At 57.0% G+C, this 24,177-nt stretch carries 23 protein-coding genes and 1 pseudogene; 14 read left to right on the top strand and 10 right to left on the bottom strand.

Annotated features, from left to right (window positions below; translation table 11 throughout):
• Positions 1 to 126 precede the first annotated feature (126 nt).
• The 3 genes from Q0239_RS05420 to Q0239_RS05410 form a co-directional block, all read right to left on the bottom strand.
• Positions 127 to 948: a hypothetical protein gene (locus Q0239_RS05420; RefSeq protein ID WP_298599551.1), complete on the bottom strand. Its 822-nt coding sequence runs from the start codon at positions 946 to 948 to the stop codon at positions 127 to 129.
• A gap of 62 nt (positions 949 to 1,010) precedes the next feature.
• Positions 1,011 to 2,165: a carboxynorspermidine decarboxylase gene (locus Q0239_RS05415; protein WP_298599548.1), complete on the bottom strand. Its 1,155-nt coding sequence runs from the start codon at positions 2,163 to 2,165 to the stop codon at positions 1,011 to 1,013.
• Positions 2,165 to 3,373, bottom strand: a complete 1,209-nt coding sequence (locus Q0239_RS05410) for a saccharopine dehydrogenase family protein (RefSeq protein WP_298599545.1) — start codon at positions 3,371 to 3,373, stop codon at positions 2,165 to 2,167. The genes Q0239_RS05415 and Q0239_RS05410 overlap by 1 nt, the downstream gene beginning before the upstream one ends.
• Positions 3,374 to 3,427: 54 nt before the next feature.
• On the opposite strand from Q0239_RS05410, the gene Q0239_RS05405 reads away from it, so the two are divergent.
• Positions 3,428 to 4,414 carry a threonine/serine dehydratase gene (locus Q0239_RS05405; RefSeq protein ID WP_298599542.1) on the top strand — a complete coding sequence of 329 codons (987 nt, stop codon included), beginning with the start codon at positions 3,428 to 3,430 and terminating at the stop codon, positions 4,412 to 4,414.
• Complete coding sequence (locus Q0239_RS05400) at positions 4,411 to 5,001, top strand: GNAT family N-acetyltransferase (protein ID WP_298599538.1); 591 nt, start codon at positions 4,411 to 4,413, stop codon at positions 4,999 to 5,001. Before Q0239_RS05405 ends, Q0239_RS05400 begins: the two co-directional genes overlap by 4 nt.
• 3 nt (positions 5,002 to 5,004) lie before the next feature.
• Here Q0239_RS05400 and Q0239_RS05395 read toward each other — a convergent pair whose 3' ends face one another.
• The 3 genes from Q0239_RS05395 to murI form a co-directional block, all read right to left on the bottom strand.
• Positions 5,005 to 5,514 carry a DUF1993 domain-containing protein gene (locus Q0239_RS05395; RefSeq protein ID WP_298599535.1) on the bottom strand — a complete coding sequence of 170 codons (510 nt, stop codon included), beginning with the start codon at positions 5,512 to 5,514 and terminating at the stop codon, positions 5,005 to 5,007.
• 54 nt (positions 5,515 to 5,568) lie between these two features.
• A complete protein-coding gene (gene hemA / locus Q0239_RS05390; RefSeq protein WP_298599532.1) occupies positions 5,569 to 6,789 on the bottom strand; it encodes a 5-aminolevulinate synthase in 1,221 nt (406 codons plus the stop codon).
• An 82-nt stretch (positions 6,790 to 6,871) separates the two neighbouring features.
• Entirely contained in the window at positions 6,872 to 7,687 is an 816-nt protein-coding gene (murI, locus tag Q0239_RS05385) for a glutamate racemase (protein WP_298599529.1), read from the bottom strand.
• A gap of 93 nt (positions 7,688 to 7,780) precedes the next feature.
• On the opposite strand from murI, the gene plsY reads away from it, so the two are divergent.
• From plsY to topA, 3 genes are all read left to right on the top strand, one after another.
• On the top strand, positions 7,781 to 8,374 hold the full coding sequence (gene plsY / locus Q0239_RS05380; RefSeq protein WP_298599526.1) for a glycerol-3-phosphate 1-O-acyltransferase PlsY: 594 nt from the start codon (positions 7,781 to 7,783) through the stop codon (positions 8,372 to 8,374).
• 6 nt (positions 8,375 to 8,380) lie between these two features.
• On the top strand, positions 8,381 to 9,472 hold the full coding sequence (gene dprA / locus Q0239_RS05375) for a DNA-processing protein DprA (RefSeq protein WP_298599523.1): 1,092 nt from the start codon (positions 8,381 to 8,383) through the stop codon (positions 9,470 to 9,472).
• Between the two features lie 79 nt (positions 9,473 to 9,551).
• On the top strand, positions 9,552 to 12,095 hold the full coding sequence (gene topA, locus Q0239_RS05370; protein WP_298599520.1) for a type I DNA topoisomerase: 2,544 nt from the start codon (positions 9,552 to 9,554) through the stop codon (positions 12,093 to 12,095).
• Between the two features lie 39 nt (positions 12,096 to 12,134).
• On the opposite strand, the gene era is transcribed toward topA, so the two are convergent.
• From era to lepB, 3 genes are read right to left on the bottom strand one after another with little or no spacing between them, the layout of a single operon-like run.
• Positions 12,135 to 13,028 carry a GTPase Era gene (gene era, locus Q0239_RS05365; RefSeq protein WP_298599517.1) on the bottom strand — a complete coding sequence of 298 codons (894 nt, stop codon included), beginning with the start codon at positions 13,026 to 13,028 and terminating at the stop codon, positions 12,135 to 12,137.
• A complete protein-coding gene (rnc, locus tag Q0239_RS05360) occupies positions 13,025 to 13,693 on the bottom strand; it encodes a ribonuclease III (RefSeq protein WP_298599715.1) in 669 nt (222 codons plus the stop codon). The genes era and rnc overlap by 4 nt, the downstream gene beginning before the upstream one ends.
• Positions 13,690 to 14,577: a signal peptidase I gene (lepB, locus tag Q0239_RS05355; protein WP_298599514.1), complete on the bottom strand. Its 888-nt coding sequence runs from the start codon at positions 14,575 to 14,577 to the stop codon at positions 13,690 to 13,692. Before lepB ends, rnc begins: the two co-directional genes overlap by 4 nt.
• Before the next feature lie 85 nt (positions 14,578 to 14,662).
• On the opposite strand from lepB, the gene pgi reads away from it, so the two are divergent.
• The 3 genes from pgi to Q0239_RS05340 all read left to right on the top strand — a co-directional run bounded on the left by pgi (position 14,663) and on the right by Q0239_RS05340 (position 18,658).
• Positions 14,663 to 16,159 (top strand): glucose-6-phosphate isomerase, encoded by a 1,497-nt coding sequence (gene pgi / locus Q0239_RS05350; protein ID WP_298599511.1) that lies wholly within the window; start codon positions 14,663 to 14,665, stop codon positions 16,157 to 16,159.
• 83 nt (positions 16,160 to 16,242) lie between these two features.
• On the top strand, positions 16,243 to 17,586 hold the full coding sequence (gorA, locus tag Q0239_RS05345) for a glutathione-disulfide reductase (protein WP_298599508.1): 1,344 nt from the start codon (positions 16,243 to 16,245) through the stop codon (positions 17,584 to 17,586).
• A 55-nt stretch (positions 17,587 to 17,641) separates the two neighbouring features.
• On the top strand, positions 17,642 to 18,658 hold the full coding sequence (locus Q0239_RS05340; RefSeq protein ID WP_298599505.1) for an NAD-dependent epimerase/dehydratase family protein: 1,017 nt from the start codon (positions 17,642 to 17,644) through the stop codon (positions 18,656 to 18,658).
• Here Q0239_RS05340 and Q0239_RS05335 read toward each other — a convergent pair.
• Positions 18,655 to 20,058 (bottom strand): annotated as a pseudogene (locus Q0239_RS05335) (short-chain fatty acyl-CoA regulator family protein). The gene Q0239_RS05340 and the pseudogene Q0239_RS05335 overlap by 4 nt on opposite strands.
• 129 nt (positions 20,059 to 20,187) lie before the next feature.
• Between Q0239_RS05335 and Q0239_RS05330 the strand changes: the two are divergent.
• The 6 genes from Q0239_RS05330 to Q0239_RS05305 all read left to right on the top strand — a co-directional run.
• Positions 20,188 to 21,720 (top strand): acyl-CoA carboxylase subunit beta, encoded by a 1,533-nt coding sequence (locus tag Q0239_RS05330; RefSeq protein ID WP_298599712.1) that lies wholly within the window; start codon positions 20,188 to 20,190, stop codon positions 21,718 to 21,720.
• Positions 21,717 to 21,947, top strand: coding sequence for a hypothetical protein (locus Q0239_RS05325; RefSeq protein ID WP_298599503.1), 231 nt, complete (start codon positions 21,717 to 21,719; stop codon positions 21,945 to 21,947). The genes Q0239_RS05330 and Q0239_RS05325 overlap by 4 nt, the downstream gene beginning before the upstream one ends.
• A gap of 7 nt (positions 21,948 to 21,954) precedes the next feature.
• Positions 21,955 to 22,395, top strand: a complete 441-nt coding sequence (gene mce, locus Q0239_RS05320; protein ID WP_298599500.1) for a methylmalonyl-CoA epimerase — start codon at positions 21,955 to 21,957, stop codon at positions 22,393 to 22,395.
• A gap of 26 nt (positions 22,396 to 22,421) precedes the next feature.
• A complete protein-coding gene (locus Q0239_RS05315; RefSeq protein WP_298599498.1) occupies positions 22,422 to 23,207 on the top strand; it encodes an enoyl-CoA hydratase-related protein in 786 nt (261 codons plus the stop codon).
• The gene (locus Q0239_RS05310; RefSeq protein ID WP_298599495.1) at positions 23,207 to 23,818 is read left to right on the top strand and encodes a glutathione S-transferase family protein; all 612 of its coding nucleotides are present in this window, start codon (positions 23,207 to 23,209) and stop codon (positions 23,816 to 23,818) included. Before Q0239_RS05315 ends, Q0239_RS05310 begins: the two co-directional genes overlap by 1 nt.
• A gap of 11 nt (positions 23,819 to 23,829) precedes the next feature.
• Positions 23,830 to 24,177: methylmalonyl-CoA mutase family protein (locus Q0239_RS05305; RefSeq protein WP_298599492.1), on the top strand; the 348-nt coding region annotated here is incomplete at its 3' end.

Raw genomic sequence — 24,177 nt, 5'->3', positions numbered from 1 at the left:
TTGGAAGTCCCCCTGGGGCAGCGGAAGGGCGCTATATGATTCGGGGGGGTGTTTGTAAAGTGAAAATGGACCCCAATTTGCCCGATGCCAACTGGCAGTCTCAACATCGGGTAGAGAGGGATTTGGTCAGGCCATAGCCTTGGCCATCGCTTGCCTGTTGCCTCCGCCTGCGTGCCAACCAAACCACGCCGCTGCCGCTCCAGCCAGCACTCCGGCGGTCAACGTAATTGGCATGGGAATTTGCGCATAGGCGCGGAACGATGTCCCCAATTCCGGGAAAAATGGCGCGAACCACATTACAGCAGCTTGCAAAGCCATGAAGAAGGCCGCGACGAGCCACGGCGCACCATGCTTTCTGTCCATGAAGTAAATGGAAAGAGCAAATACAACACCAATCCCGTCGCTAATGGCGATCGTATCTTGAACAGCTTGCGGGCCTTCGCTGCCGATAAAATTCATCCACGGCATGAATTGTTCCATGACCCTTGAAAATGGGGATTCAAACAGGATCAAAGGGGTCGCCAGCATATAACCCGCGTGCAATTTGATATTCCTGCGATTCTTCAGTGCCTGATAGTAAAGTGTCAGATAAGCCGCGATAGCGATGGCCATACCTAATCCAAAAGACGGGCCATTGTGGAGAATGAAATCGCCTTCTGCGCTCGCGTAACGATTGGCTGAAACATCGATGATCATCATGAAGCCAAGGATGAGGAATGGGAAAAGAACAAAACTGGCCTGACCCATTTGTTTATGGAATCCATTAGCGCGGCGATGGATTGATACACTCTGGACGATAAGGAGCAGCAACCATGTTGACGAACTCATGGCATGCATATGAAAGGCGATGGGAACATTGCCGATGGCAGACCAATAGCTGGCCCAAAAGCCGCCAAGGATGACAAGCAGGACAAAACCTACATAATAATGTGCGTAACGATATGGCATCGAGTAACTCCCCTTCTCGATGCGACCCTCTTTTTACAAACTTAACATAATTGTTGGGGTGGTCAACTCAGTCGATCGCGGAACTCTTCCCAGCCAAATTCGCGCACGCACCGCAATTCGTCGGTTTCGCTGTTCCAAAGCCATATCGAGGGCAGCGGAACGCCGTTGAAGGTGGTCGTCTTCACCATCGAATAATGCGCCTGGTCGAGGAAGGCGAAGCGCTGGCCTGCGTCGGCAACGACAGGCAACCTGTAGTCGCCGATAATGTCTCCGGCAAGGCAGGAAGGGCCACCTAGGCGGATTACGGGGCCATCTGATCGTTCACCCAGCATTGCCGGACGATAGGGGGCCTCAATCACATCGGGCATGTGGCAGGTGGCGCTGATGTCAGTGATGCCGATGGGCATACCGTTGTTAAAAACATCGAGCAACTCGCCGACCAATATCCCTGCGTCGAGCGCGATTGCCTCACCAGGTTCCAGATACACATCGCAGCCGGTTTCGGCGCGAACGGCTTTGATGAATTCTACCAAATCCTCGCGCTGGTAATCGGCGCGGGTTATATGGTGGCCACCGCCGAAATTGAGCCATTTCAGCTGTGCAAAATAAGGCGCGATCTTTGGCTTCAGGCTCTTCCATGTACGCTTAAGCGGTTCAAAATCCTGCTCGCACAGCGTGTGGAAATGGAGTCCCGAAACGCCCTCCAGATGTTCCGGCCTCAACTGGTTGACAGGAAAGCCCAAACGGGAATGCGGAGAGCAGGGATCATATTTCGCGACCTCTCCCTCGGCATGCTCTGGGTTGATGCGCAGGCCGACATCAGTGTTTTCGTTGAGATAACCCGCAAAACGCACATGCTGCATCGGTGAGTTGAAGATTACATGATCCGAAATTGCGACGATTTCTGCCATGTCCGCCGCTTTGTAACCCGCACAATATGTAGCAATCTCGCCCTTGTAATAGTCGCGTGCCAGCCGTGCTTCCCAAAGCCCGCTGGTACACACGCCATCGAGATATTCGCCAACCACATCGGCCAGCGACCACATCGAGAAGGCCTTGAGCGCTGAAAGCACCTTCGCCCCCGACCGCGCCTTAACATCAGCCAGGATCGAAAGGTTCCTTCGCACTGCGACCTCGTCCACCACAAAGGCGGGCGTCGGCACGCGGTTCAAGTCAAATCGGGCAAAAGCCCCGGGATCTCCGGCTCTGGTTTCCATCAGAAGGTCAGCGGCCCATCCAGTTCCTTCACCTGCCATGGCAGGCCGTGCTGGTTGAGCATATCCATGAACGGATCGGGATTGAACTGTTCCATGTTGAATACGCCATGCCCGCGCCACAGGCCCTTTACCACCAAGGCCGCGCCAATCATTGCCGGCACGCCGGTGGTGTAGCTGACTGCCTGATTGCCGGTCTCTTCATAGGCGTCTTCATGGTCGCAGATGTTGTAGATGTAGAGGGTCTTTTCCTTGCCGTCCTTGCCGATACCGGTCGCAATGCATCCGATATTAGTCTTGCCCTTCGTCGTCGGGCCAAGGCTTGCAGGTTCGGGCAGCACGGCCTTCAGAAACTGCAGCGGAATGATTTCGACGCCCTGATACTTCACCGGATCAATGCGCGTCATACCGACATTCTGGAGTACGGTCAGGTGCTTGATATACTCATCGCCAAAGGTCATCCAGAATCGGATACGCTTGATTTCGGGCAGGTGCGTTTTCAGGCTTTCGATTTCCTCATGATACATGAGGTACATGTTCTTCGGGCCGACGCCTTCGAAATCGAACTGCTGCTTCACCGACATCGGCGGGGTTTCAACCCAGTCGCCATTTTCCCAATGGCGTGCGACCGCGGTCACTTCGCGGATGTTGATCTCGGGATTGAAGTTGGTGGCAAAGGCCTGGCCATGGTCGCCGCCGTTACAATCGAGGATGTCGAGCGTGTCGATCCGTTCGAAATGATGCTTCTTCAAATAGGTTGTGAACACGCTGGTCACGCCTGGATCAAAACCCGAACCCAGCAGCGCCATCAGCCCTGCATCCTTGAAGCGGTCCTGATAGGCCCATTGCCAGTGATATTCGAACTTGGCTTCATCCTTCGGCTCATAATTCGCGGTATCCATATAATGCACACCGGCAGCAAGGCAGGCGTCCATGATAGCGAGGTCCTGATAGGGCAGTGCCAGATTGACGACGAGGGCTGGCTGGACTTTCTCGATCAGGCGGGTCAGCGCAGGCACTTCTTCGGCATCAATTTCATAGGTGTCGACTTTCACGCCTGTGCGCTCCATGACCGACGCGGCAATCGCATCGCACTTGCTCTTGGTGCGGCTTGCCAAGCTGATGTGCGTAAAAATATCGGCGTTCATCGCCATCTTGTGCACCGCGACCGAGCCGACACCGCCGGCGCCGATTACCAAAACCCTGCTCATCTGTTACGTCCTTCGACAAAGATTCGTTATGGCGAAGGCATATAGAGGGCTTTGATGACAGAACAAGAATTGCGCGACCCGAAACGTAAGCCAAGCCATGAAGGCGTGCAGCGGGCGATGATGAAAATTGCCCAAATCCTGCCGCCTACGCCGCTATTGCCGTTGGAAGTGGATGGTCAGACTATTTGGTGCAAGGCGGAGATGCTGCAGCCCATCGGTGCATTCAAGATCAGGGGCGCTTGGCACCGACTTTCGGATTTGACCGAAGAGGAGCGTGCCCGCGGTGTGGTTGCGGTTTCCAGTGGCAACCATGCCCAAGGCGTCGCCTGGGCGGCGAAGCGGCTTGGTATATCCGCAACGATCATCATGCCGAAGAACGCGCCGAAAGCGAAGATTGAAGCCACGCGCGGCTATGGAGCCGAAGTCATTCTCTACCAGCGCCCGGGGCAGGATCGTGATGCGATTGCAGCTGAATTGATTGCGCGCACCGGCGCCACCTTGGTGCATCCCTTTGGCGATCCTTGGGTGATGGAGGGGCAGGGCACTTTGGGGCTTGAGGCAGAGGCGCAATTGAAGGTGCGCGGGGTAGAGGGGCCGTTGCACATCATCGCCTGTTGCGGTGGCGGCGGGCTATCTGGCGGGCTTGCATTGGCATGCCCCGATGCTGCCTTGTCGATTGCCGAACCTGAGGGGTGGGATGATGTCATCAGGTCGCTCGCCGCCGGTGAGATAGTAACAGTGGAAGATCAAAGCTTCGCGACGCCATGCGACGCGCTGCAAACGCCGCGCACCTTTCCGATCAATTTCGATGTTTTAAGCCAACGGGTGCACAGCAGTGCGGTTGTAACCCCGGCTGAAATTGCTGCGGCGATGCGGGTGGCGTTCGAAAAACTGCACCTAGTGGTCGAACCGGGGGGCGCAGCTGCCCTGGCCGCTGTCCTTTCAGGAAAAGTTGTCCCGATTGCAACGCCGGTGGTCACCCTGTCTGGCGGCAATGTGGATTGGGAAACCTATCGAAAAATGGCGGGAGACGTTCGGTGATAGAAATTATCGATGCTGAAAGTCGCGACCATGCCCAAGTTGCCGAGACGTTAACGCAAGCTTTTCACACTGACCCTGCACTGTCTTACATTTTGCAGGATGAACTATCACGACCCCGCCGACTGAACCGACTTTTCGACCTGATCATCGAAGATGACGCGACGGTTGGCCGTGTGGTTCGGTCATCGGGAAATGAAGCGGCGGCTTTATGGCGTGCGCCAGGCAAGGCCGATAGTGATGATGAACCATTGATTGCGCAATTGCTGCCCATGCTGCGGATCTTTGGATTTGCGCTTCCCCGGGCGATGCGTGTTGTTGAGGGCATCGACAAGAACCGGCCTAAAGGCGATTTTTGGTACCTGCATTTTGTAGGGGTTAGACCCGGCCATCAAGGCAAAGGATGGGGTGGACGGATTATCCGCGAGGGCCTAGCTCGTGCAGATGCTGGAGGGCTACCCAGTTGGCTCGAAACCGCCACACCGGAAAATGTGCCGCTTTACCAGCGGCTTGGTTTCGTCATTCAATGCGAATGGGACGTGCCGAAGGGCGGGCCGCATTTCTGGGGAATGATGCGGCCGCCTGCCTGACCCTTAGGCCGACACTTTGGCGTGGCGGGCCACATAACCAACATAGTCAGCCTTCCCGAGCGGGATTCCGGCTTTGCGCAGGATTGAATAGGCGGCCATGAGGTGGAAATAGAATTGGGGTAGCGACCAGTCGCGGACATATTCGGCCGCCGACATTTCGAATGCCATACCGTTGGGGAGGTCAAAGGAAACGGGCGAGTCGTCAGCAACAAATCCTTTGCCGTGTGCATTTTTGATCAATTCGCGTGTTTCGGCGATGTGCGCCCGTGCTTCAGCTAAGCTAGTATGATCGCTGTCCTGCGTGGCAATCGATGTTCCGGTCAATCGGTTGAGCGTATTTACGACCTGGTGTGTAGTAAATCTAACCTGGGTCGCCAAAGGATACATATCGTCAGCAAGCTTCTCAGCTATCAAAGCTTCGCCACGTGGATCGGCCTCGGCCTTCGCCAACAGATGGTCGAAAGTGCCGAGCATCTGGTCAAAAGATGTTAGTGTGAAATCAGCTATGTTCATGCATCCGCCCCTAGTTGCAATTTGAAACTTATCTAGGAGCGGCGGACTGGTCGGTCAAGCAGCTTCAGCGAATTTCAGTTCCATCCGATCCCAGATTTCAACGAGAGCCTGGGTCAGTTCCTGCATCATTTCTTCGGTATGTTGCGGGCCGGGGGTGAAGCGCAGGCGCTCGGTTCCGCGCGGAACTGTGGGGAAATTGATTGGCTGAACATAGGCGCCATATTCGGCGAGCAAGGTGTCGCTGATCTTCTTGGCCTTGACCGGATCGCCCACCATCAGCGGCACGATGTGGGTCACACTTTGCATCACCGGCAGCCCGGCTTCGGCGAACAATTGCTTGAGGCGGGCGGCATTGGCTTGCTGTGCGGCGCGCTCTTCGCCCGACTGCTTGAGGTGCTTCACTGATGCCAAAACACCGGCAACCAGCACGGGCGAAAGGCTAGTGGTGAAAATGAAGCCTGGGGCATAGCTGCGGATCACGTCGACAATCTTCTGGTCGGCCGCGATATATCCGCCCATCACGCCAAAAGCTTTGCCCAGCGTGCCTTCGATGATCGTAACCCGGTCGGCAACCTCGTCGCGCTCGGTAATGCCGCCGCCATGATCGCCATACATGCCGACAGCATGCACTTCGTCGCAATAGGTGATGGCGTTATATTTGTCGGCCAGATCGCAGATTGCCGCAATCGGTGCGATATCGCCGTCCATCGAATAGACGCTTTCAAAGGCGATCAGCTTGGGCAGTGCCGGATCGTCATTGGCAAGTAGCTCTTCGAGATGCGCCAGATCATTGTGCCGCCAGACGCGCTTTTCGCAGCCCGAATTGCGGATGCCGGCAATCATCGACGCGTGGTTGAGTTCGTCGGAATAGATGATGCATCCCGGCAAAATCTTGGCGAGCGTCGCCAGCGTCGCTTCGTTCGAGACATAGCCCGAGGTGAAGAGTAGAGCCGCGCCCTTGCCATGCAAATCGGCGAGTTCAGCCTCAAGTTCGACATGGTAGTGCGTGTTGCCACCGATATTGCGCGTGCCGCCCGAACCCGCGCCGACATCGTGCAGCGCCTCTTCCATCGCCGCGATCACCTTGGGATGCTGGCCCATGCAAAGATAGTCGTTCGAACACCAGACGGTGATCGGCTTAGGGCCATTATGGCCGGCAAAGCAGCGCGCATTGGGGAATTTACCTTTGTTGCGCAGGATATCGATAAAAACACGGTAGCGGCCCTCTGCGTGAAGCCGATCGATAGCCTTGTCGAAAATTTCGTCGTAGTTCATGGCAAGCTAAGCCCTGTTGGTTGCCCGCCCAATAATGCGGGTCAAAACGGAAATCCAGCGCGAACTATTCGCAATAATCCGATTAGAGTGACATGATCTGGGTCAAATTGTACCGTTCCAGCGCTGGACGATAGGTCTCGATCTGCTCGACCGGCCCGGTTGAGATGAATATCCCTTCAGCCGGACTATCCGGCCATAACTGTCCATCAGTCAAAAAAGAAACCCGGCGCGCAATCCCGTCCGAACCGTCGACAAAGCCCATATTTGCGTCAAGTCCCGCCTCTCTGGATGCCATGGCCAACTCTTCCTGTACCAGCGGAAAGTGGGTACAGCCCAAAATGATTTGGTCGATCTTGCTTCCCTGCGGCTGATCGGCAAGCCCCGCAATTGCAGCAGCGAAAATCGCTGGATCAGGTGTTTCTCCGCGCAATTTGGCCTCGGCTGCGGCGACAAGTTCCGGCGCGGCATGGCGCAGCAAAGTTTTGCCCCCGGCATATTCGGCCTCAAGCTTGTCGACATAGGCTTGCCGGATGGTTGCTTTCGTGCCGAGCAGGCCGATTATACCGCTTTGCGTCTGTTCGGCAGCCGGTTTAATCGCTGGAACGGTGCCGACAATCGGAACACCCAGCACCGCCCGTGCATGCGCCAATGCTATAGTCGAAGCGGTATTGCAGGCGATAACCACCAGTCTGGGGCGATATCGTTCCGAAAGGCGACCAAGAAACGCGCAAACACGCGTTGCCACCTCTATCTCGCTTTTTTCACCATAAGGCAGCCCTGCATAGTCCGCCGAATAGACGATTGGCGCCTGTGGCAGGGTTTTGCGGATTTTCTCCAGAACCGACAGTCCGCCTATGCCGGAATCAAAGACCAGTATCGGGGCGTCGGGAGAAATCATGCCGCGCAGATAGACAAGGGTCGAAGCAGAGGCAACCGGCCTTGAGTGTGTCCCCGTATGGCGATAACCATTGGGCAACAGAGGGAGTCGGACATGCCAACAGGCTGGATGGAAATCGGAAGCGCAGCCTTGCTGGGCTACTTGCTGGGGTCGATACCCTTTGGCTTGCTGCTGGCTCGATTTGGCGGTGCAGGCGATATTCGCGAAATCGGCTCGGGCAATATCGGTGCGACCAACGTGTTGCGTACCGGGCGCAAAGGGCTGGCGGCACTCACGCTGCTCCTTGATCTGCTGAAAGGAGTCGCGGCAGTTCTGCTCGCGCGGCAATTGTTGCCCGGATGTGAAGTGATAGCTGCCGTCGCCGCCTTTTTCGGACACCTGTATCCGATTTGGCTGGGTTTCAAGGGCGGCAAGGGCGTTGCAACCTATGCCGGGATCCTCTTTGGACTGCATTGGCCATTGGGGCTCATTTATGGCGTGGCGTGGATAGGCGTATTGCTCGCTTCGCGGATTTCCTCATTGGGCGGGCTTGTCGCTGCGGCAGTCGCGCCATTGGCTGCTGCATTTTTGGGGCTGGTAGAAATTATCATTCCGTTGGTGGCTTGCAGCCTGATCATTTTCTGGAAGCACCGGGAGAATATCCAACGGTTAATGGCGGGAATGGAACCGCGCATCGGGCAGAAATAATCCGCAATGGCGGTTGACGACAGCGACATATTCGACCGGCTGAGATTGATCCGTTCGCCCAATGTCGGACCAATCAGTTATCGTCAGCTGATTGCGCGGTTCGGGACGGCAAGTAAGGCGCTCGAAGCGCTGCCTGATCTCGCCGCTCGTGTAGGTGGTCGCAAGCTTACAGCAGCAGGGCCCGAACTAATCCATCGAGAAATCGAGCATCTGCGCCAGTTAGGCGGGCATTATCTGTTTATCGACGATCCTGATTATCCCGCGTTGCTCGGCGAATTGGAAAATGCACCGCCGGTTTTGACCTACAAGGGCAACATTTCGCTTGCCTCCCAGATCAATGTAGCGATGGTCGGTGCGCGCAATGCATCGGCTGCGGGTTGCCGGATGGCGCGCAATATCGCGCAAGAGTTAGGGCAGCGGGACATTGTCGTGACGTCGGGTTTGGCGCGTGGGATCGATGCCGCAGCGCATCAGGGGGCTCTCGCAACCGGGACCATCGCTGTTATCGCGGGCGGAATAGACATCGTGTATCCGCCCGAGCATGCCGAGTTGCAGGAACGGGTTGCTGCCGAGGGACTTCTTCTCGCCGAAATGCCTCCGGGCACAGAACCCAGAGCGCGCCACTTCCCCTATCGCAACCGTATCATCGCAGGACTGTCAGCAGGCACTGTGGTGGTTGAGGCAATTCCCAAATCAGGCTCGCTGATTACGGCCAGGCTGGCAGGTGAGGCGGGCAGGGAAGTGATGGCTATTCCAGGCTCACCACTCGACCCGCGTTCGCGCGGCTGCAACCAGCTTATCCGCGACGGTGCCACGCTGGTGCAGGATGCAAGCGAGATTGCAGAACTGATCGCACCGCTCGATCAGCGCGTGCGATCCAAGCCATCGACACAGCCGCAATTCGATTTCATCGCAGAGGCTGGCGATGGCGAACGCAATGCCATTTTCGAATTGCTCAGTCCCAATTTCGCGGCAGTAGACGAACTGGTGCGTCTGTCCGGCATGCCATCGGCGCAGGTTCAGATGGTATTACTCGAACTTGAACTGGCTGGCCGGCTCGAACGCGGGGCCGGAGCAAGGGTGCGTCTGACCGCCTGATTTTTGCAGCTTGACGACCCTAAAATCCCCCCGCCAATCTATGCGCGTACGTGAGAGTGTGAGAAAAGATCATAAATCCATGAAGTTAGTTGTCGTCGAATCACCCGCCAAAGCCAAGACCATCGAGAAGTATCTGGGGGCCGGATATAAGGTTCTCGCATCCTACGGCCATGTCCGCGACCTGCCGCCTAAGGACGGATCGGTCGACCCCGAAAATGGCTTCGCTATGCTTTGGGACAATTACCCGGACAAGGCCAAGCAGCTGAAGGCGATTGCCGACGAAGCTAAAAAAGCTGACGGTCTCATCCTCGCGACTGACCCTGATCGCGAAGGCGAGGCGATCAGCTGGCATGTTCAGGAGGTGCTTGAAAAGAAGAAAGCGCTGCCCAAAAATGTTTCGCGGGTGACCTTTAACGCAATTACCAAATCGGCGGTAACCGAGGCGATGGCGCACCCGCGCGAACTCGACCATGATCTGATCGACGCTTATCGGGCTCGCCGCGCGCTCGACTATCTGGTTGGCTTCACGCTGTCCCCGGTGCTGTGGCGCAAGCTGCCAGGTGCGAAATCGGCAGGGCGTGTGCAATCGGTGGCGTTGCGCCTGATTGTCGAACGTGACCGCGAGATTGAAGCGTTTCGCGCCCAAGAATATTGGTCGGTCACCGCCAAGATGGAACATAAGGGGCAGGGTTTCGACGCCCGCCTCGTTCGCTACAAAGGCGAAAAGCTCGACAAAATGGCGCTCGGCATGGAAGGCAGCGCCGAGGAAGCGCGTGCTGCGGTCGAGGCTGGCCATTTCAGCGTCGACAGCGTCGAAACCAAGCCTGTTACGCGCAATCCGCAGCCGCCATTCACTACCTCGACCTTGCAGCAGGAAGCTGCGAGAAAGCTGGGCTTTTCGGCCAGCCACACAATGCGGATCGCGCAAAATCTCTACGAAGATGGCGCAATCACCTATATGCGTACCGACGGCGTGCAGATGGATCATAGCGCGATTTCGGCCGCGCGCGGCGCTATCGCCAACCGCTATGATGCGGGATATCTGCCGGATAAGCCGCGGGTTTACCAGACCAAGGCCAAGAACGCACAGGAAGCGCACGAAGCCATTCGCCCCACCGATTTTGGTAAGGAGAAGGTGGGATCAGGCGATCATGCCAAGCTGTATGACCTGATTTATAAGCGCGCGCTCGCGAGTCAGATGGCGTCGGCTCGGATGGAGCGTACCACGGTCGATATGCTTGATGGTACGGGCCAGATCGGGTTGCGTGCTACCGGTCAGGTCGTGAAATTCCCCGGTTTCTTGGCACTTTACGAGGAAGGTATCGACGACAAGGACGACGAAAATGGTGCATTGCTGCCTGCTCTCGAAAAAGGTGATGTGCCAGCGAAGAAGTCGGTCGAAAAGACCCAGCATTTCACCCAGCCGCCACCGCGCTATTCGGAAGCAAGTCTCGTCAAACGGTTGGAAGAATTGGGGATTGGTCGCCCATCGACCTACGCCTCGACCATTCAGGTCCTGAAAGATCGATCCTATGTTCGCGTTGAAAAAAATCGTTTCTTTGCAGAGGAGTCGGGGCGACTTTTAACAGCATTTCTCGAACGGTTCTTCGAGCGTTACGTCGCCTATGATTTCACGGCAGGTCTTGAAGACCAGCTTGACGAGATCAGCGCGGGTGATGCCAATTGGCAACGTGTACTTGAGGCCTTCTGGCGCGATTTCAAGCCGAAAACCGCCGAAGTGATGGAGCAGAAGCCTTCGGACATCACAGCTGAACTCGACAAATTCCTGGCCCCCTATCTCTTCCCCGAGCGCGAGGACGGCACTGACCCGCGCATCTGCCCCAAATGCGGCGACGGAAAGCTGGCACTGCGCGGCGGACGATTTGGCGCCTTTGTCGCCTGCTCAAATTATCCCGAGTGCAAATTCACTCGCAAATTCGCGCAACCCGGGGGTGCTGACGGCATGACGTCAGATGGACCTGAAGTGCTTGGAAAACATCCGGAAACCGGGCTGGAGATCAGTAAAAAGTCCGGACGCTTCGGCCCCTATGTCGAAATGGGTGAGGGGAAGGAATCGGCGCGCGCGTCTATCCCCAAGGATATTCCTTCTGAAGATTTCGGGCTCGATTGGGCGGTCAAACTGCTGTCGCTTCCGCGCACCATAGGCACGCATCCCGAAAGCGGGGAACCTGTTACCGCCAGCATTGGACGCTACGGCCCCTATCTCGCGCATCAGGGCAAATATGCCCGTTTGCAGTCAACTGCCGAAGTCTTCGAAACCGGTATGAATGCAGCCGTCGTCAAGCTTGCCGAAGCGGCAAATGGCAATGGCCGGTCGCGTAACGGTGGTTCGCGCGAACCTCTGAAAATATTGGGAAATCACCCGCGTACGGAAGCCGAAATCAAGCTGATGGAAGGCCGTTACGGCAATTATGTCACCGACGGTACGACCAATGCGACGCTGCCAAAGACAATTGCGCCCGACCAGCTAACGCTGGAGGAAGCCGCGCAGTTGATTGACGAACGTGCGGCCAAGGGACCAGCGAAGGGCAAGGCGAAGAAGAAGGCGCCCGCAAAGAAAGCCCCTGCCAAAAAGGCTGCACCTAAAAAGAAAGCCAAGTAAGCCCGCTTCTGCCCCGGCCTGTGCCAGGGCGTCGCGGGGCTATTCCACCCAGTCCAGCCCCATGTCGCGGTAAACCGAGCGATCCTCGTCCCACCCGGCCTTCACTTTTATGTGGAGGTAAAGATGGACGGGGACACCCATCAGGTCGGAAATCTCCTTACGCGCGGCGGCGCCAATCGCCTTGATCCGGCTGCCGCCCTTGCCGAGAACAATCGCGCGCTGACTTTCGCGTTCGACGAAGATCTGCTGATAAATCTCGACACTGCCGTCAGGCCTTTCCGAATATTTTTCGGTTTCAACGGTGCTCGCATAAGGCAGTTCGTCATGCAATTGCAGGTAAAGCTGCTCGCGGGTGATTTCAGCCGCGGCCATGCGTTCAGACGCATCGGAAACCTGGTCTTCAGGGAAGTGCCATTCGCTTTCCGGCATCGCCGCGCCAATCGCGGCTTTCAGTTCCGCCAAGCCGTCCGAGGTCGCGGCGCTGATATAATAGACTTGCTCGAACGCACACAGATTCAAAAGTTTTTCGGTCAATGCCAGCAGCTTTTCCTTGGCCGCAATGTCGACCTTGTTGAGGATCAGCCATTTGCGTTCCGGTCGATTGACCAATCCTTCGATGATCTTTTCAACCTTGGGGCCAGCTCCGGTCCGCCCATCGACCACCGCCAAAATCAGATCTGCATCGGAAGCGCCTTCCCATGCTGCAGCCACCATCGCACGATCGAGCCGTCGGTTAGGTGCAAAAATGCCAGGGGTATCGACCAGTATGATCTGAGCATCACCCTCGATAGCAATACCCATCAAGCGGGTTCGCGTTGTCTGCGCCTTGGGGCTGACAATTGCCACCTTTTGTCCGACCAGCGCGTTCACAAGCGTTGATTTGCCCGCATTGGGCGCGCCGATGACGGCGACATGGCCGCAGCGCTTCGTCATGTGTTTTTCTCCAGAAACGCCTTTGCGGCCGCAGTTTCGGCGGCCTGTTTGCTGTTTGCGGTTGCCGAAACCGGATCGAAGCCTTTTACCGTCACCGTCACTTCGAAACGCATTGCATGCGGAGGGCCTTCCTTCGAAGTCACCTCATAAACCGGAACCTTGCGGTTATTGGCGGCACACCATTCCTGCAGCGCAGATTTGGGATGCTTGGGTGCCGCCTTTGCGGATTCGAGCAGCGGGCGCCAATAGCGTTCGATAAAGCTGCGCGCTTTATCAAGGCCGAGATCTAGATAGATGGCCCCAATCAGCGCTTCGACCATGTCTCCCAGGACATAATCGCTCTCTTTCGCGCCATCGTCGCGCGCTTGCTTGCCGAGCCGCATATGCATCTGCAGGCCGATTTCGCGTGCAACTTCGGCACAGGTGGCTCCTGATACCAGCGCATTCAGCCGATGCGAAAGCCGCCCTTCCGGTTCTTCGGGGAAGCGCTGGAACAGCATCGAAGCCGCGACCAACCCGAGAACGCGGTCGCCCAGAAATTCGAGCCGCTGGTAATGCGCTTCGCCGGTGCTGCCATGCGTCAGGGCTTGTTCGAACAGTTTCGGGTCGGTCGGCGCTACGCCGATAACTTCTTCAAGCCATTGTGTAAGATCGGACAAGGTCAGAAACCTTCGCCGATGCGGTTCCAGCGGGCTGCCGAAAACCAGGTCCAGGGTAACAACCAACGAGCTGAACCGTCTGTCGAAAACACCACAAACTGCGCACGGCCAACAAGGTTTTCGGTCGGAACCAGCCCGATCCAAACGCCATCTGCCGGATAGCGGCTGTCGGCGCTGCGATCGCGATTATCGCCCATCAGTAACAATTGGCCTTCTGGCACCATCTTGGCTTCGGTGTCGTCGCCTTTTTGATAAGGTTCGATGTCGAGCGAGAGATAACTTTTTCCTTCGGGCAATGTTTCGCGAAATTGCGGATAACGGCATTGCGTGCCGCCGCCCTTGGCGGGCTCTTCATATTGCGGTTTCCAGCAGGGAAATTCAGTCCCTTCCAGGGCTGCCGCATCGCGCATCCCCTGCGTCACGGGCGTCACAAAATCGCTGACGCGGATCTTCTTTACTGGCTTGCCATTAATTTCCAGCGTTCCGGCGCGCATTTGCACAACATCGCCCGGCAGGCCGATCACCCGCTTGATATAGTCGACATTGGCGTCTCCCGGTGCACGTACCACTACAACATCGCCGCGTTCGGGCAGGCTTCCGAAAATCCGACCCTCGAACAAAGGAGGCGACAGCGGGAAACTGTATCGCGAAATACCATAGGGCCATTTCGAAACCAACAGATAGTCACCTATCAGCAGTCGTGGGTGCATAGATTCCGAAGGAATATTAAACGGCGCAAAGATGAAACTGCGGAATATCAATACGATCGCAGCCAGTTTTAGCAGGAACAATCCATATTCGCGCCATTCGGAAGCGCTGTTTTTCTCAACACCGGCCGTTTCGGTTTGGGTGGTTTCAGTCAATTGTGATGCCCCGACATTCGATTTCATGGTTTTGGCGCCATACGGCTCTGGCCTTCTAATGAGCGTCCGCGCTATTGGCCAGTGCCGAGATTCTCCCTGCCAAGGAAATGCCATGACTGCCAATATTTGGGCCGCAATCGAAAACATGCCCGCCAAGAAGCTGGAAGCTTTGTTCGATGAGGATACGCAGCGCGTCGATGGAATGACGATTTCGCAATCGGGTTTGCGGTTTGATTTTTCCAAGACGCATCTCGACGCCGGCTTGATTGCGGCATTTTCTGTACTGGCAGCCAAGATGGATCTCGATGGTGCACGCGATCATCTGTTTTCGGGCGCCGTCGTCAACCCTACGGAAGGACGATCTGCAACCCATATAGCCGAGCGTGGTAGTGGTTCGGTGGACGATGTCGCGCAGGCAAAGGCGTTGCAAAACCGGATGCGCGGTTTGATCGAAGTGATTGAGGCCGGGGCATTTGGCGACATCAAGCACATCCTCCATATTGGCATTGGAGGGTCCGCTCTTGGCCCGAAACTGTTGATTGACGCACTGGGTCGCGATGGATTGCGGTTCGACACCAAAGTCGTGTCAAACGTCGACGCAACCGCATTGGCCGAGGCTGTCAAGGATATGGACCCTGCCGCAACGCTCGTTGCTGTGGCCTCTAAGACCTTCACGACAACCGAGACGCTGATGAACGCCGAAAGCGCTTTGGAATGGCTGCGCGATGGCGGGGTTGAAGACCCTTATGGTCAGGTCATTGCGCTAACGGCGGCGCCCGAGAAAGCAGTGGAATGGGGCGTCGACCATAGCCGCATTCTGCCCTTCGCCGAAAGCGTGGGCGGACGATATTCACTTTGGTGCTCCATCGGCTTTCCTGTCGCTGCAGCCTTGGGCTGGGCTGCGTTTGAGGAATTGCTTGAGGGCGCCGCTGAGATGGATCGCCATTTCAAAACCGCACATTTGGCGGCAAACGCGCCGGTGATAGCTGCTTTTGTTGATCTTTATTATGCTCAGGTCCGTAAATGCCAGACACGTGCGGTGTTTGCTTATGACGAGCGCTTGCGCTTGTTACCGGATTATCTGCAGCAGCTTGAGATGGAATCCAACGGCAAGTCAGTTACTGCGGAGGGACAACCTTTGGGGCGGGTAAGCGCTCCTGTGACCTGGGGCGGGGTGGGGACAGATGCACAGCACGCGGTGTTTCAATTGCTGCATCAAGGGACACACACCATCCCAGTCGAATTCATTGCCAGCAAGACCCCCGGTCATGATTTCGATCCGGCCCATCACGAAACGCTACTCATCAACTGTTTCGCCCAAGGGGCAGCGTTGATGCGGGGTAGGGCCAGTGCGGATCAGGCGCGTAATTATGTTGGGGACCGACCTTCGACCACTATACTGATGGATGACGTCACGCCGTCGGCGGTTGGCGCATTAATTGCTTTTTATGAACACCGCACCTTTGCCAATGCTGTGTTGCTCGGGATCAATCCATTTGACCAATTCGGGGTGGAATTGGGCAAGGAAATCGCCCGCGGAATATCCGAAAATGGACCAGCGGGTTTTGACCCCTCGACCAGCGCGTTAATTGCCGCCGCCGGTTTGTAACAATCTGCGCTTTATCAATGAACAGCATTTTCGATTGGCATTTCGGCCAAGGCATCGCCATCTGGCGGGCAAAGGAATAAGATATGGCATTTGATTTTGACCTGTTTGTGATCGGCGCAGGCTCCGGTGGAGTCCGCGCAGCACGCATAGCTTCGTCACATGGTGCACGCGTGGCGGTGGCGGAGGAGTATCGCGTCGGCGGAACTTGCGTAATCCGGGGCTGCGTTCCCAAGAAACTGCTCGTATACGGCTCCCACTTTGCAGAAGACTTGGCCGATGCTGCGCGTTTTGGCTGGAACACCAAAGGTGCAACTTTCGATTGGCCAACCCTGCGCGATAATGTCGCGTCGGAAGTGGACCGGCTCGAAGGGCTGTATGGCCAGACGCTGGGCAATGCGAAGGTGGATATATTCCGCCAGCGCGCGGTAATTGCCGGCCCCAACTTGATCCGCCTGGCGGATGGCACCGAGGTCAGCGCGGCCAATATTCTGATCGCGACCGGCGCGTGGCCCTCGATCCCGGATATACCGGGTGCGGAATATGGCATCACTTCGAACGAAGTTTTCCACCTGGATAAACTGCCCAAGCGCGCGGTCATTGCCGGGGCGGGATATATCGCCAATGAATTTGCCGGCATCTTCAATGAACTTGGCGTGGAAGTCACTCTGGTAACGCGCGGCGACAAGATGCTGCGCAGCTATGATCAGGAAATCGTCGAGAAGCTTGTCGGCATCAGCCGTGAAAAGGGCATCGATATCCGGTTCAACTTCAAATGTCCGGCAATCCGCAAACAAGCAGATGGCTCGTTGCTCGTTGAGAGTGGCGACGGCAGTGACGTTGAAGCTGATCTGGTGCTTTTCGCAATCGGACGCGTACCCAAGACGAAAGATCTGGGCCTTGAGGGCGTCGGCGTGGCTCTCGACAAGGATGGAGCGGTGATTGTCGACGAATATAACCGCACCAATGTTCCTGGCATCTATGCGGTCGGCGACGTTACCAATCGCGTTCAGTTGACGCCTGTCGCCATCCGCGAAGGCCATGCCTTTGCCGATACGGTTTTCGGAAACAATCCGCGCACCATCGATTATGGCGCGATTCCGACCGCGGTGTTCTCCAATCCGCCGATCGCTGGTGTGGGTCTGACCGAAGATGATGCGCGAACGCAGCTCAGCGACGTCAGGGTGTACAAGAGCGATTTCCGCGCGATGAAAAATGTCCTCGCTGATCGCAATGAACGTGCGCTCTACAAGATGATCGTCGATGGAGAGAGCGACAAGGTCGTTGGGCTGCATTTAATCGGGCCGGACAGTGCCGAAATCCTGCAGGCGGCAGCAATCGCGGTGAAGGCAGGCCTTACCAAACAGGCCTTTGACGATACCGTTGCCCTGCATCCCAGCATGGCCGAAGAGCTTGTCCTGTTGAAATAAGACTGGTTGCGAATTGCAACCTTACTGCTAATTCTCCGCCAAGAGGAGAATAGGCATGGCAGGACAGGTTTTTGTATCGGGCGGCAGCGGTTATATCGCTGGCTTCCTTATCCGTCAGCTGATTGCAGAGGGCTGGACAGTCAACACCAGCATCCGCAATTTGGGCCGCGAAGCCGAGGTGCGGGGCTGGCTGAATGTTGATAACAGCAAGCTTAAGTTCTTTGCCGCAGACCTGATGAGCGACGAAGGTTGGGCCGAAGCTATGGCCGGATGTTCCCATGTCGCGCATGTTGCCTCCCCGCTGCCATCCAATGCGCCAAAGAGCGATGACGAGCTGATCGTTCCCGCGCGCGAAGGGGCATTGCGCGCGCTGCGTTTTGCACATGCAGCGGGGATAAAGCGCTTTGTGATGACGTCGTCGGTCGCGGCGATTGCCTACGGGCATGGCAAAGCAAAACAGCATTTTACCGAGGCTGATTGGACTAACGTCAACAGCCCCGACGCCTATGCCTATGTGAAATCCAAGACGATTGCCGAAAGGGCTGCGCGCGATTGGGTTGCGGCGAATGCGCCCGACATGGAATATGTGACCGTCAACCCGTCGCTGGTGCTGGGGCCTTTATTGGCCGCAGACTTTTCGACATCGCTTGAATCGATCAAAAAGCTGCTCGACGGTTCATTGCCGGGAATTCCCAATTTAGGTTTCTCGGTAGTCGATGTGCGTGATGTGGCCGGCCTGCATGTTCGTTGCTTGACTGCCCCGAATATGGCGGGGGAGCGGTTTGTTGCTGCAGGGCCTATCTTGTGGATGCGCGAAATCTGCGAAATCCTCAAAGAAGGGCTGGGGCCAGACGGCAAGAAAGTGCCTTCGCGCAAATTGCCCAATTTCCTTGTCCGGCTATCAGCCTTGTTTGACCCGGTAATCCGTCAGGTGGTGGGCGAACTGGACAATGTCCGCGATACATCGGCGCAGCATGCGAAAGATGTGCTGGGCTGGCAGACACGCGACCCCAAGGAGAGCATCCTAGATACCGCGCGCGACATGATCCGTCTGGGTTTGGTGAAGACCTAGCCGATCCGGTAAGGCACAACGCTGCGGCGGTCTGGGTCGACGATGATTTCGCGGTCGCTCGGCGGGAAGGCGCGTTGATCGCAATCGGGGCGGGGGCAGAGGCGGCAGCTGATGCCGATCTGGGTGGCATTGCGTCCGGGGAGGTCCAGCCCGTCCGCATAAATGAACTCGCGCGCATGGTCGGTTTCACAACCCAGCGCGACGGCCTAGCGGCGGGGCGCTCGGGCATAAATTCCGGACGGCTTGACCAATCCTTTGGCCATTGAGACATAGCGAACGCCATCGGGTGTTTCGGCCAGCTGGACTAAAATGCGGTCGGGAATAGCTACGGCTTCGTGCACGATCCACAAAGGACAGGCGCCGCCAAAACGCGCGAATTGTAGACGCGTGGCACTGTGCCTTTTGGTGATATTGCCCGCCATATCGACGCGGCAGAAAAAGAAGGGCACGCCACGCGCATTGGGGCGCTGGAGCGTGGACAGCCGGTGGCAGGCCTGTTCGAAACTGACATTGAAGGCTTGGCACAAGCGATCAATATCATGCCGCACAGCGCGCGCCTCTTCACGGAAGCGGCGATACGGCATGAGGATCGCCCCTGCGGCATAATTGGCAAGGCCGATGGAGAGCAATTGGCGCGAGGCGGGGGTGCGGAGCTTTGCGCCTTCGACCACCTGGCTGATTTCGTCGCGCAAAGCCATTGCGGCCAATTGGTGAGCCAGTTGGAAACGACGGCTTTCGGCAGGCTGGCTTTGGTCAATCACCAGATGCCCCATTTGCGGGTCGAAATCGCGCAGGCCTGCATTGTGCGAGTAGAGCAAGGAGATCGACAGAGCGTTGCGCAGATAAAGTTCGAGACCTTCGATCGCTGGTGTCAGCTGCGCGCCACGAAGCTTGTCTCCCAGTGCTTCGGCGGCGCGGTCGAGGACGTCGACATAATTGCCCGAATTGTGGAACCAGTCGCGCACTTCTTCCCATGGCAGGCGCGATCCACCGGCATTGTCGCTGGAAAGCGCCTCATCAACTATTTGAAGCCTCTGCCCTGCGTGGAGATAAGCTTGATGTAAGACCACAAACTGGTCCGCCAATGCGGGCTGCTGCTCAGCGATACGGGCCAACTGGTCCGGCGAAAGCGGATTGGAAAACAGCGGGTCAGCGGCGGCTTCGCGTAATGCTGCAAATCGGCGCGTAGCAGCATCGTCCTCATCGACATCCCAGTCGAGCGGGAAGTTGCGCGCCAGCGTTTCGAGCAGGGCAGGGGTCAGTGGGCGATCATCATGCTCGATCTGCGAGAGGTAGGATACAGAAATGCCGAGCCGTTCGGCCATTTCCGCTTGTCGAAGACCGCGTTCGGCACGCAACGCCTTTAGTTTTTCACCCGCGAAAATCCTGCGCTTAGACATGGCCGGCCTCCAGATTGCAGGCGCTTTACTACTTTGCAAAGTAAGACTTTGCAACTTTGCAATTTCACATTGGACAAGCCCGCCAAATTCGGGTTGTGCAACATCTTTGCTGAATTTTCGGGGGAGCATATGTCCGCAAATATTGCCGAAATGGAGAAGCGTCGCGCGCAAGCCATGTTGGGTGGGGGGCAGAAGCGCATCGATGCGCAGCATGCCAAGGGCCGCCTGACTGCACGGGAGCGGTTGGATATTTTGCTCGATGAAGGCAGTTTTGAAGAGATCGACATGTATGTCGAGCATAACTGCACCGATTTCGGCATGGAAGAACAGAAGATCCCCGGCGACGGCGTGGTCACCGGCAGCGGCACGATCAACGGCCGCCTCGTCTATGTCTTCAGTCAGGATTTCACCGTCTTCGGCGGTTCGCTGTCCGAACGCTTTGCGCAGAAAATGTGCAAGGTGATGGATATGGCGATGAAGGTCGGCGCTCCCGTCATCGGCCTCAACGACAGCGGCGGTGCGCGCATTCAGGAAGGCGTGGCTTCACTCGGCGGCTATGCCGAGGTGTTTCAGCGCAACACGCTTGCCTCGGGTGTGATACCGCAGATCAGCCTGATCATGGGCCCCTGCGCAGGCGGTGCGGTGTACAGCCCTGCGATGACCGACTTCATCTTCATGGTCAAAGACAGCAGCTATATGTTCGTCACCGGCCCCGATGTGGTGAAGACGGTGACCAACGAAGTTGTCACGCAAGAAGAGCTGGGCGGAGCAACCACCCACACCACCAAGTCAGGCGTCGCCGACAATGCGTTTGAAAATGACATCGAGGCGCTCCTCGCGGTGCGCGATTTCTTCGACTATCTGCCCGAAAATAACCGCAGCGGCGTTCCCGAGCGGCCGACCAACGATCCGTGGGATCGCATTGAGAACAGCCTCGATACGCTAATCCCGCCCAATGCGAACCAGCCTTATGACATGAAGGAACTGATCGCCAAGGTTGTCGACGAAGGCGAATTCTTCGAGGTGCAGCCGGGGCATGCGGGCAATATCGTGATCGGTTTCGGCCGCGTCGAAGGCCGCACCGTCGGCATCGTTGCCAACCAGCCGATGGTGCTGGCCGGCGTGCTCGATATCAACAGCAGCCGTAAGGCAGGGCGTTTTGTCCGCTTCTGCGATGCATTCGAAATTCCGATCATCACCTTTGTCGACGTGCCCGGCTTTCTGCCCGGCACCGCGCAGGAATATAATGGCATCATCAAGCACGGCGCGAAGCTGCTCTTCGCCTATGCCGAGGCGACTGTGCCGAAAATCACCGTTATCACCCGCAAGGCCTATGGCGGCGCGTACGACGTGATGGCGTCAAAGCATCTGCGCGGCGATTTGAACTATGCCTGGCCCACCGCCGAAATCGCGGTGATGGGTGCGAAGGGCGCGGTGGAAATCATCTTCCGCAGCGACATTGGCGACCCCGAAAAAATTGCCGAGCGCACCAAGGAATATGAAGACCGCTTCGCCAACCCCTTCGTTGCCGCGAGCAAGGGCTTTATCGACGAAGTCATCCACCCGCATTCCACGCGCCGCCGTATCGCGCTGGGCCTCCGCAAACTGCGCAACAAGCAGTTGGAGAACCCGTGGAAGAAGCACGATAACATTCCGTTATGAGCCAAGTTTATCTATCGATATTGTTCGCACTAGGTGTGGCGTTAGCCATTGCTGACCTTCGGCGCGGAATAAAAGCCGGAACGATAAATCGTAAATATTGCTACCCAGCCCAGCGAAAAGACGAGCCCGTGCAGTTCTGGTTTCACATGTCGATTACCTTTATCGTGCTGCTGATTTCTGGCGGTCTGCTTTTGGGTACACTTCTCGGTTTCGTTGCACTGAAATGAGGATCATATGAAACTGGGCCGTCTAAACCATATCGGCGTCGCAACGCCTTCAATAGCGGACAGCATCGTGTTCTACCGCGACGTCATGGGTGCGACGAAGATCCATGAGCCGTTCGACCTACCCGATCAGGGCGTGAAGGTCTGCTTTGTCGATACACCTGCAGCCGATGGCGCGCTCAATGGCACGCAGATAGAGCTGATCGAGCCGCTGCCGGGCAACACCAGCATCGCGGGTTTCCTTGAGAAGAACCCGCAGGGTGGGCAGCATCATATGTGTTACGAAGTGCCCGATATCCACAAAGCCAAGGCCGAGTTTGAGGCGATGGGCAAGCGCGTGCTGGGCGAGCCGCGCATTGGCGCGCACGGCACGCTGATCTTCTTTGTGCATCCGCGCGACATGGGTGGGGTGCTGACCGAGATTATGGAGACGCCCAAAGAGGCGCATTGAAATTTGAGAGAGGAAACGGAGAGATCATGACTTACGAAACCATTCTAACCGAACGCAAAGGCGACGTTCTGGTTATCACGCTGAACCGCCCCGATCGCCTGAACGCGGCTTCGATCCCGCTTGCAGAAGAACTGGGCGCTGCCTTTTACGATCTAGACGGCGCGCGCGCTGTGCTTATCACCGGTGCAGGCAAGGGTTTCTGCTCGGGTGCCGACCTTGCCGCGCGAGGTGAAGTCAGTCCCATCCAGCAAAAGGGCGGCAGCCACCGTGCACTGCAGAACTACTATAACCCGTTGATCACGCAAATCCTGCGCTGCCCGGTTCCTGTCATCACAGCCGTAAACGGCGCTGCTGCAGGTGTTGGGTGCTCTATCGCGCTTGCCGGCGATTTCGTGCTCGCAGCTAAGAGCGCCTATTTCCTGCAGGCATTCGTCAACATCGGTCTTGTGCCCGATGGTGGCTCTACCTGGCTGCTCGCGCGCGCGATTGGCCGCGCTCGCGCTACCCGCATGATGATGCTAGGCGAAAAGATCGGTGCAGAGCAGGCTGAAGATTGGGGTCTGATCTACAAGGCTGTCGATGATGCAGCTTTGATGGATGAAGCGCTGGCTTTGGCCACACGGCTGTCGCAAGGGCCGACCGTTTCCTATTCAACCATGAAGGCCAATATCCAGACCGCGCTCGACGGCAATCTGTCGCAGGTATTGCTCGCAGAGGCTGAGGGACAGCGTGTCGCAGGCGCCAGCGAAGATGCGCGTGAAGGCGGCCTTGCCTTCCTGCAAAAGCGTAAAGCGGAGTTCAAGGGCAAGTAATGCTATTTTTCAACAGCCCGAATCCGGCGCCTAATCCGCGCCGGGTCCGCATCTTTGCGGCGGAGAAGGGGATCACGCTACCGACGCGTGATCTCTCTATTCCTGATCGTGAGCATAAGTCGGACGAATTTCTGGCGTTGAACCCGCGCGGGCAAACCCCTGCGCTGCAACTGGACGACGGCACGGTGATTTCCGAAAGCGTCGCCATCTGCCGCTATCTGGAAGGGCTGCATCCGGAACCTGCCTTGTTCGGGCGCGATCCTCGCGAGCAGGCGCTTATCGAAATGTGGAGCCGCCGGGTCGAAATGATCCTGATGCCTCCGGTGGGCGCGGTTTGGGTGCATACCCACCCATTCACCGCAAGGCTGCCAGGTCGAAACACCGAATGGGGTGAATCCAACCGGCCGCGCGTGGAAGAAGCGCTCCGCTTCTTCGATAGCGCGCTGCATGGCCGCGAGTTTCTCGCCGCCGATCATTATACGATTGCCGACATTTTGCTTCTGACCACGGTCGATTTTGTCGGGTTTATCGGCATAGCCATGTCAGAAGACCTTGTTTCCTTGCGCGCATGGCATGCGCGCGTTTCCGCCCGGCCCAGCGCCGCAACTTGAATGGTGTAGAGATGAGTAAGAACAGCCTATCTGATTGGCAGACCGCCGCCGCAAAAGAGGTCAAAGGCAAGGACCTGACCTGGCACACGCCTGAAGGTATTGATGTCAAACCGCTCTACACGGCCGAAGATGTGACGGCCGATCCGGGCCTGCCAGGTTTTGCACCCTTCGCTCGCGGCGTCCGCGCATCAATGTATGCCGGTCGTCCCTGGACCATCCGCCAATATGCGGGCTTCTCGACCGCAGAGGAATCGAACGCATTCTACCGTCGCAACCTTGCGGCAGGACAGAAGGGCCTGTCGGTCGCCTTCGACCTCGCGACGCACCGCGGCTATGACAGCGATCATCAGCGCGTAGTC

The sequence above is a fragment of the uncultured Sphingorhabdus sp. genome, from assembly GCF_937872355.1.
In the GTDB taxonomy this organism is placed as follows: Bacteria; Pseudomonadota; Alphaproteobacteria; order Sphingomonadales; family Sphingomonadaceae; genus Sphingorhabdus_B.
Note: the sequence above shows the minus strand (reverse complement) of the source record. Positions and strands in the feature narration are given on the sequence as shown.

What these genes read in the sequence shown, in the direction of transcription:
- Q0239_RS05420 (WP_298599551.1), bottom strand. Translation starts at nt 948, where the DNA reads ATGCCATATCGTTACGCACATTATTATGTAGGTTTTGTCCTGCTTGTC.
- Q0239_RS05415 (WP_298599548.1), bottom strand. Translation starts at nt 2,165, where the DNA reads ATGGAAACCAGAGCCGGAGATCCCGGGGCTTTTGCCCGATTTGACTTG.
- Q0239_RS05410 (WP_298599545.1), bottom strand. Translation starts at nt 3,373, where the DNA reads ATGAGCAGGGTTTTGGTAATCGGCGCCGGCGGTGTCGGCTCGGTCGCG.
- Q0239_RS05405 (WP_298599542.1), top strand. Translation starts at nt 3,428, where the DNA reads ATGACAGAACAAGAATTGCGCGACCCGAAACGTAAGCCAAGCCATGAA.
- Q0239_RS05395 (WP_298599535.1), bottom strand. Translation starts at nt 5,514, where the DNA reads ATGAACATAGCTGATTTCACACTAACATCTTTTGACCAGATGCTCGGC.
- hemA (WP_298599532.1), bottom strand. Translation starts at nt 6,789, where the DNA reads ATGAACTACGACGAAATTTTCGACAAGGCTATCGATCGGCTTCACGCA.
- murI (WP_298599529.1), bottom strand. Translation starts at nt 7,687, where the DNA reads ATGATTTCTCCCGACGCCCCGATACTGGTCTTTGATTCCGGCATAGGC.
- plsY (WP_298599526.1), top strand. Translation starts at nt 7,781, where the DNA reads ATGCCAACAGGCTGGATGGAAATCGGAAGCGCAGCCTTGCTGGGCTAC.
- dprA (WP_298599523.1), top strand. Translation starts at nt 8,381, where the DNA reads ATGGCGGTTGACGACAGCGACATATTCGACCGGCTGAGATTGATCCGT.
- topA (WP_298599520.1), top strand. Translation starts at nt 9,552, where the DNA reads ATGAAGTTAGTTGTCGTCGAATCACCCGCCAAAGCCAAGACCATCGAG.
- era (WP_298599517.1), bottom strand. Translation starts at nt 13,028, where the DNA reads ATGACGAAGCGCTGCGGCCATGTCGCCGTCATCGGCGCGCCCAATGCG.
- lepB (WP_298599514.1), bottom strand. Translation starts at nt 14,577, where the DNA reads ATGAAATCGAATGTCGGGGCATCACAATTGACTGAAACCACCCAAACC.
- pgi (WP_298599511.1), top strand. Translation starts at nt 14,663, where the DNA reads ATGACTGCCAATATTTGGGCCGCAATCGAAAACATGCCCGCCAAGAAG.
- gorA (WP_298599508.1), top strand. Translation starts at nt 16,243, where the DNA reads ATGGCATTTGATTTTGACCTGTTTGTGATCGGCGCAGGCTCCGGTGGA.
- Q0239_RS05340 (WP_298599505.1), top strand. Translation starts at nt 17,642, where the DNA reads ATGGCAGGACAGGTTTTTGTATCGGGCGGCAGCGGTTATATCGCTGGC.
- Q0239_RS05330 (WP_298599712.1), top strand. Translation starts at nt 20,188, where the DNA reads ATGTCCGCAAATATTGCCGAAATGGAGAAGCGTCGCGCGCAAGCCATG.
- Q0239_RS05325 (WP_298599503.1), top strand. Translation starts at nt 21,717, where the DNA reads ATGAGCCAAGTTTATCTATCGATATTGTTCGCACTAGGTGTGGCGTTA.
- mce (WP_298599500.1), top strand. Translation starts at nt 21,955, where the DNA reads ATGAAACTGGGCCGTCTAAACCATATCGGCGTCGCAACGCCTTCAATA.
- Q0239_RS05315 (WP_298599498.1), top strand. Translation starts at nt 22,422, where the DNA reads ATGACTTACGAAACCATTCTAACCGAACGCAAAGGCGACGTTCTGGTT.
- Q0239_RS05310 (WP_298599495.1), top strand. Translation starts at nt 23,207, where the DNA reads ATGCTATTTTTCAACAGCCCGAATCCGGCGCCTAATCCGCGCCGGGTC.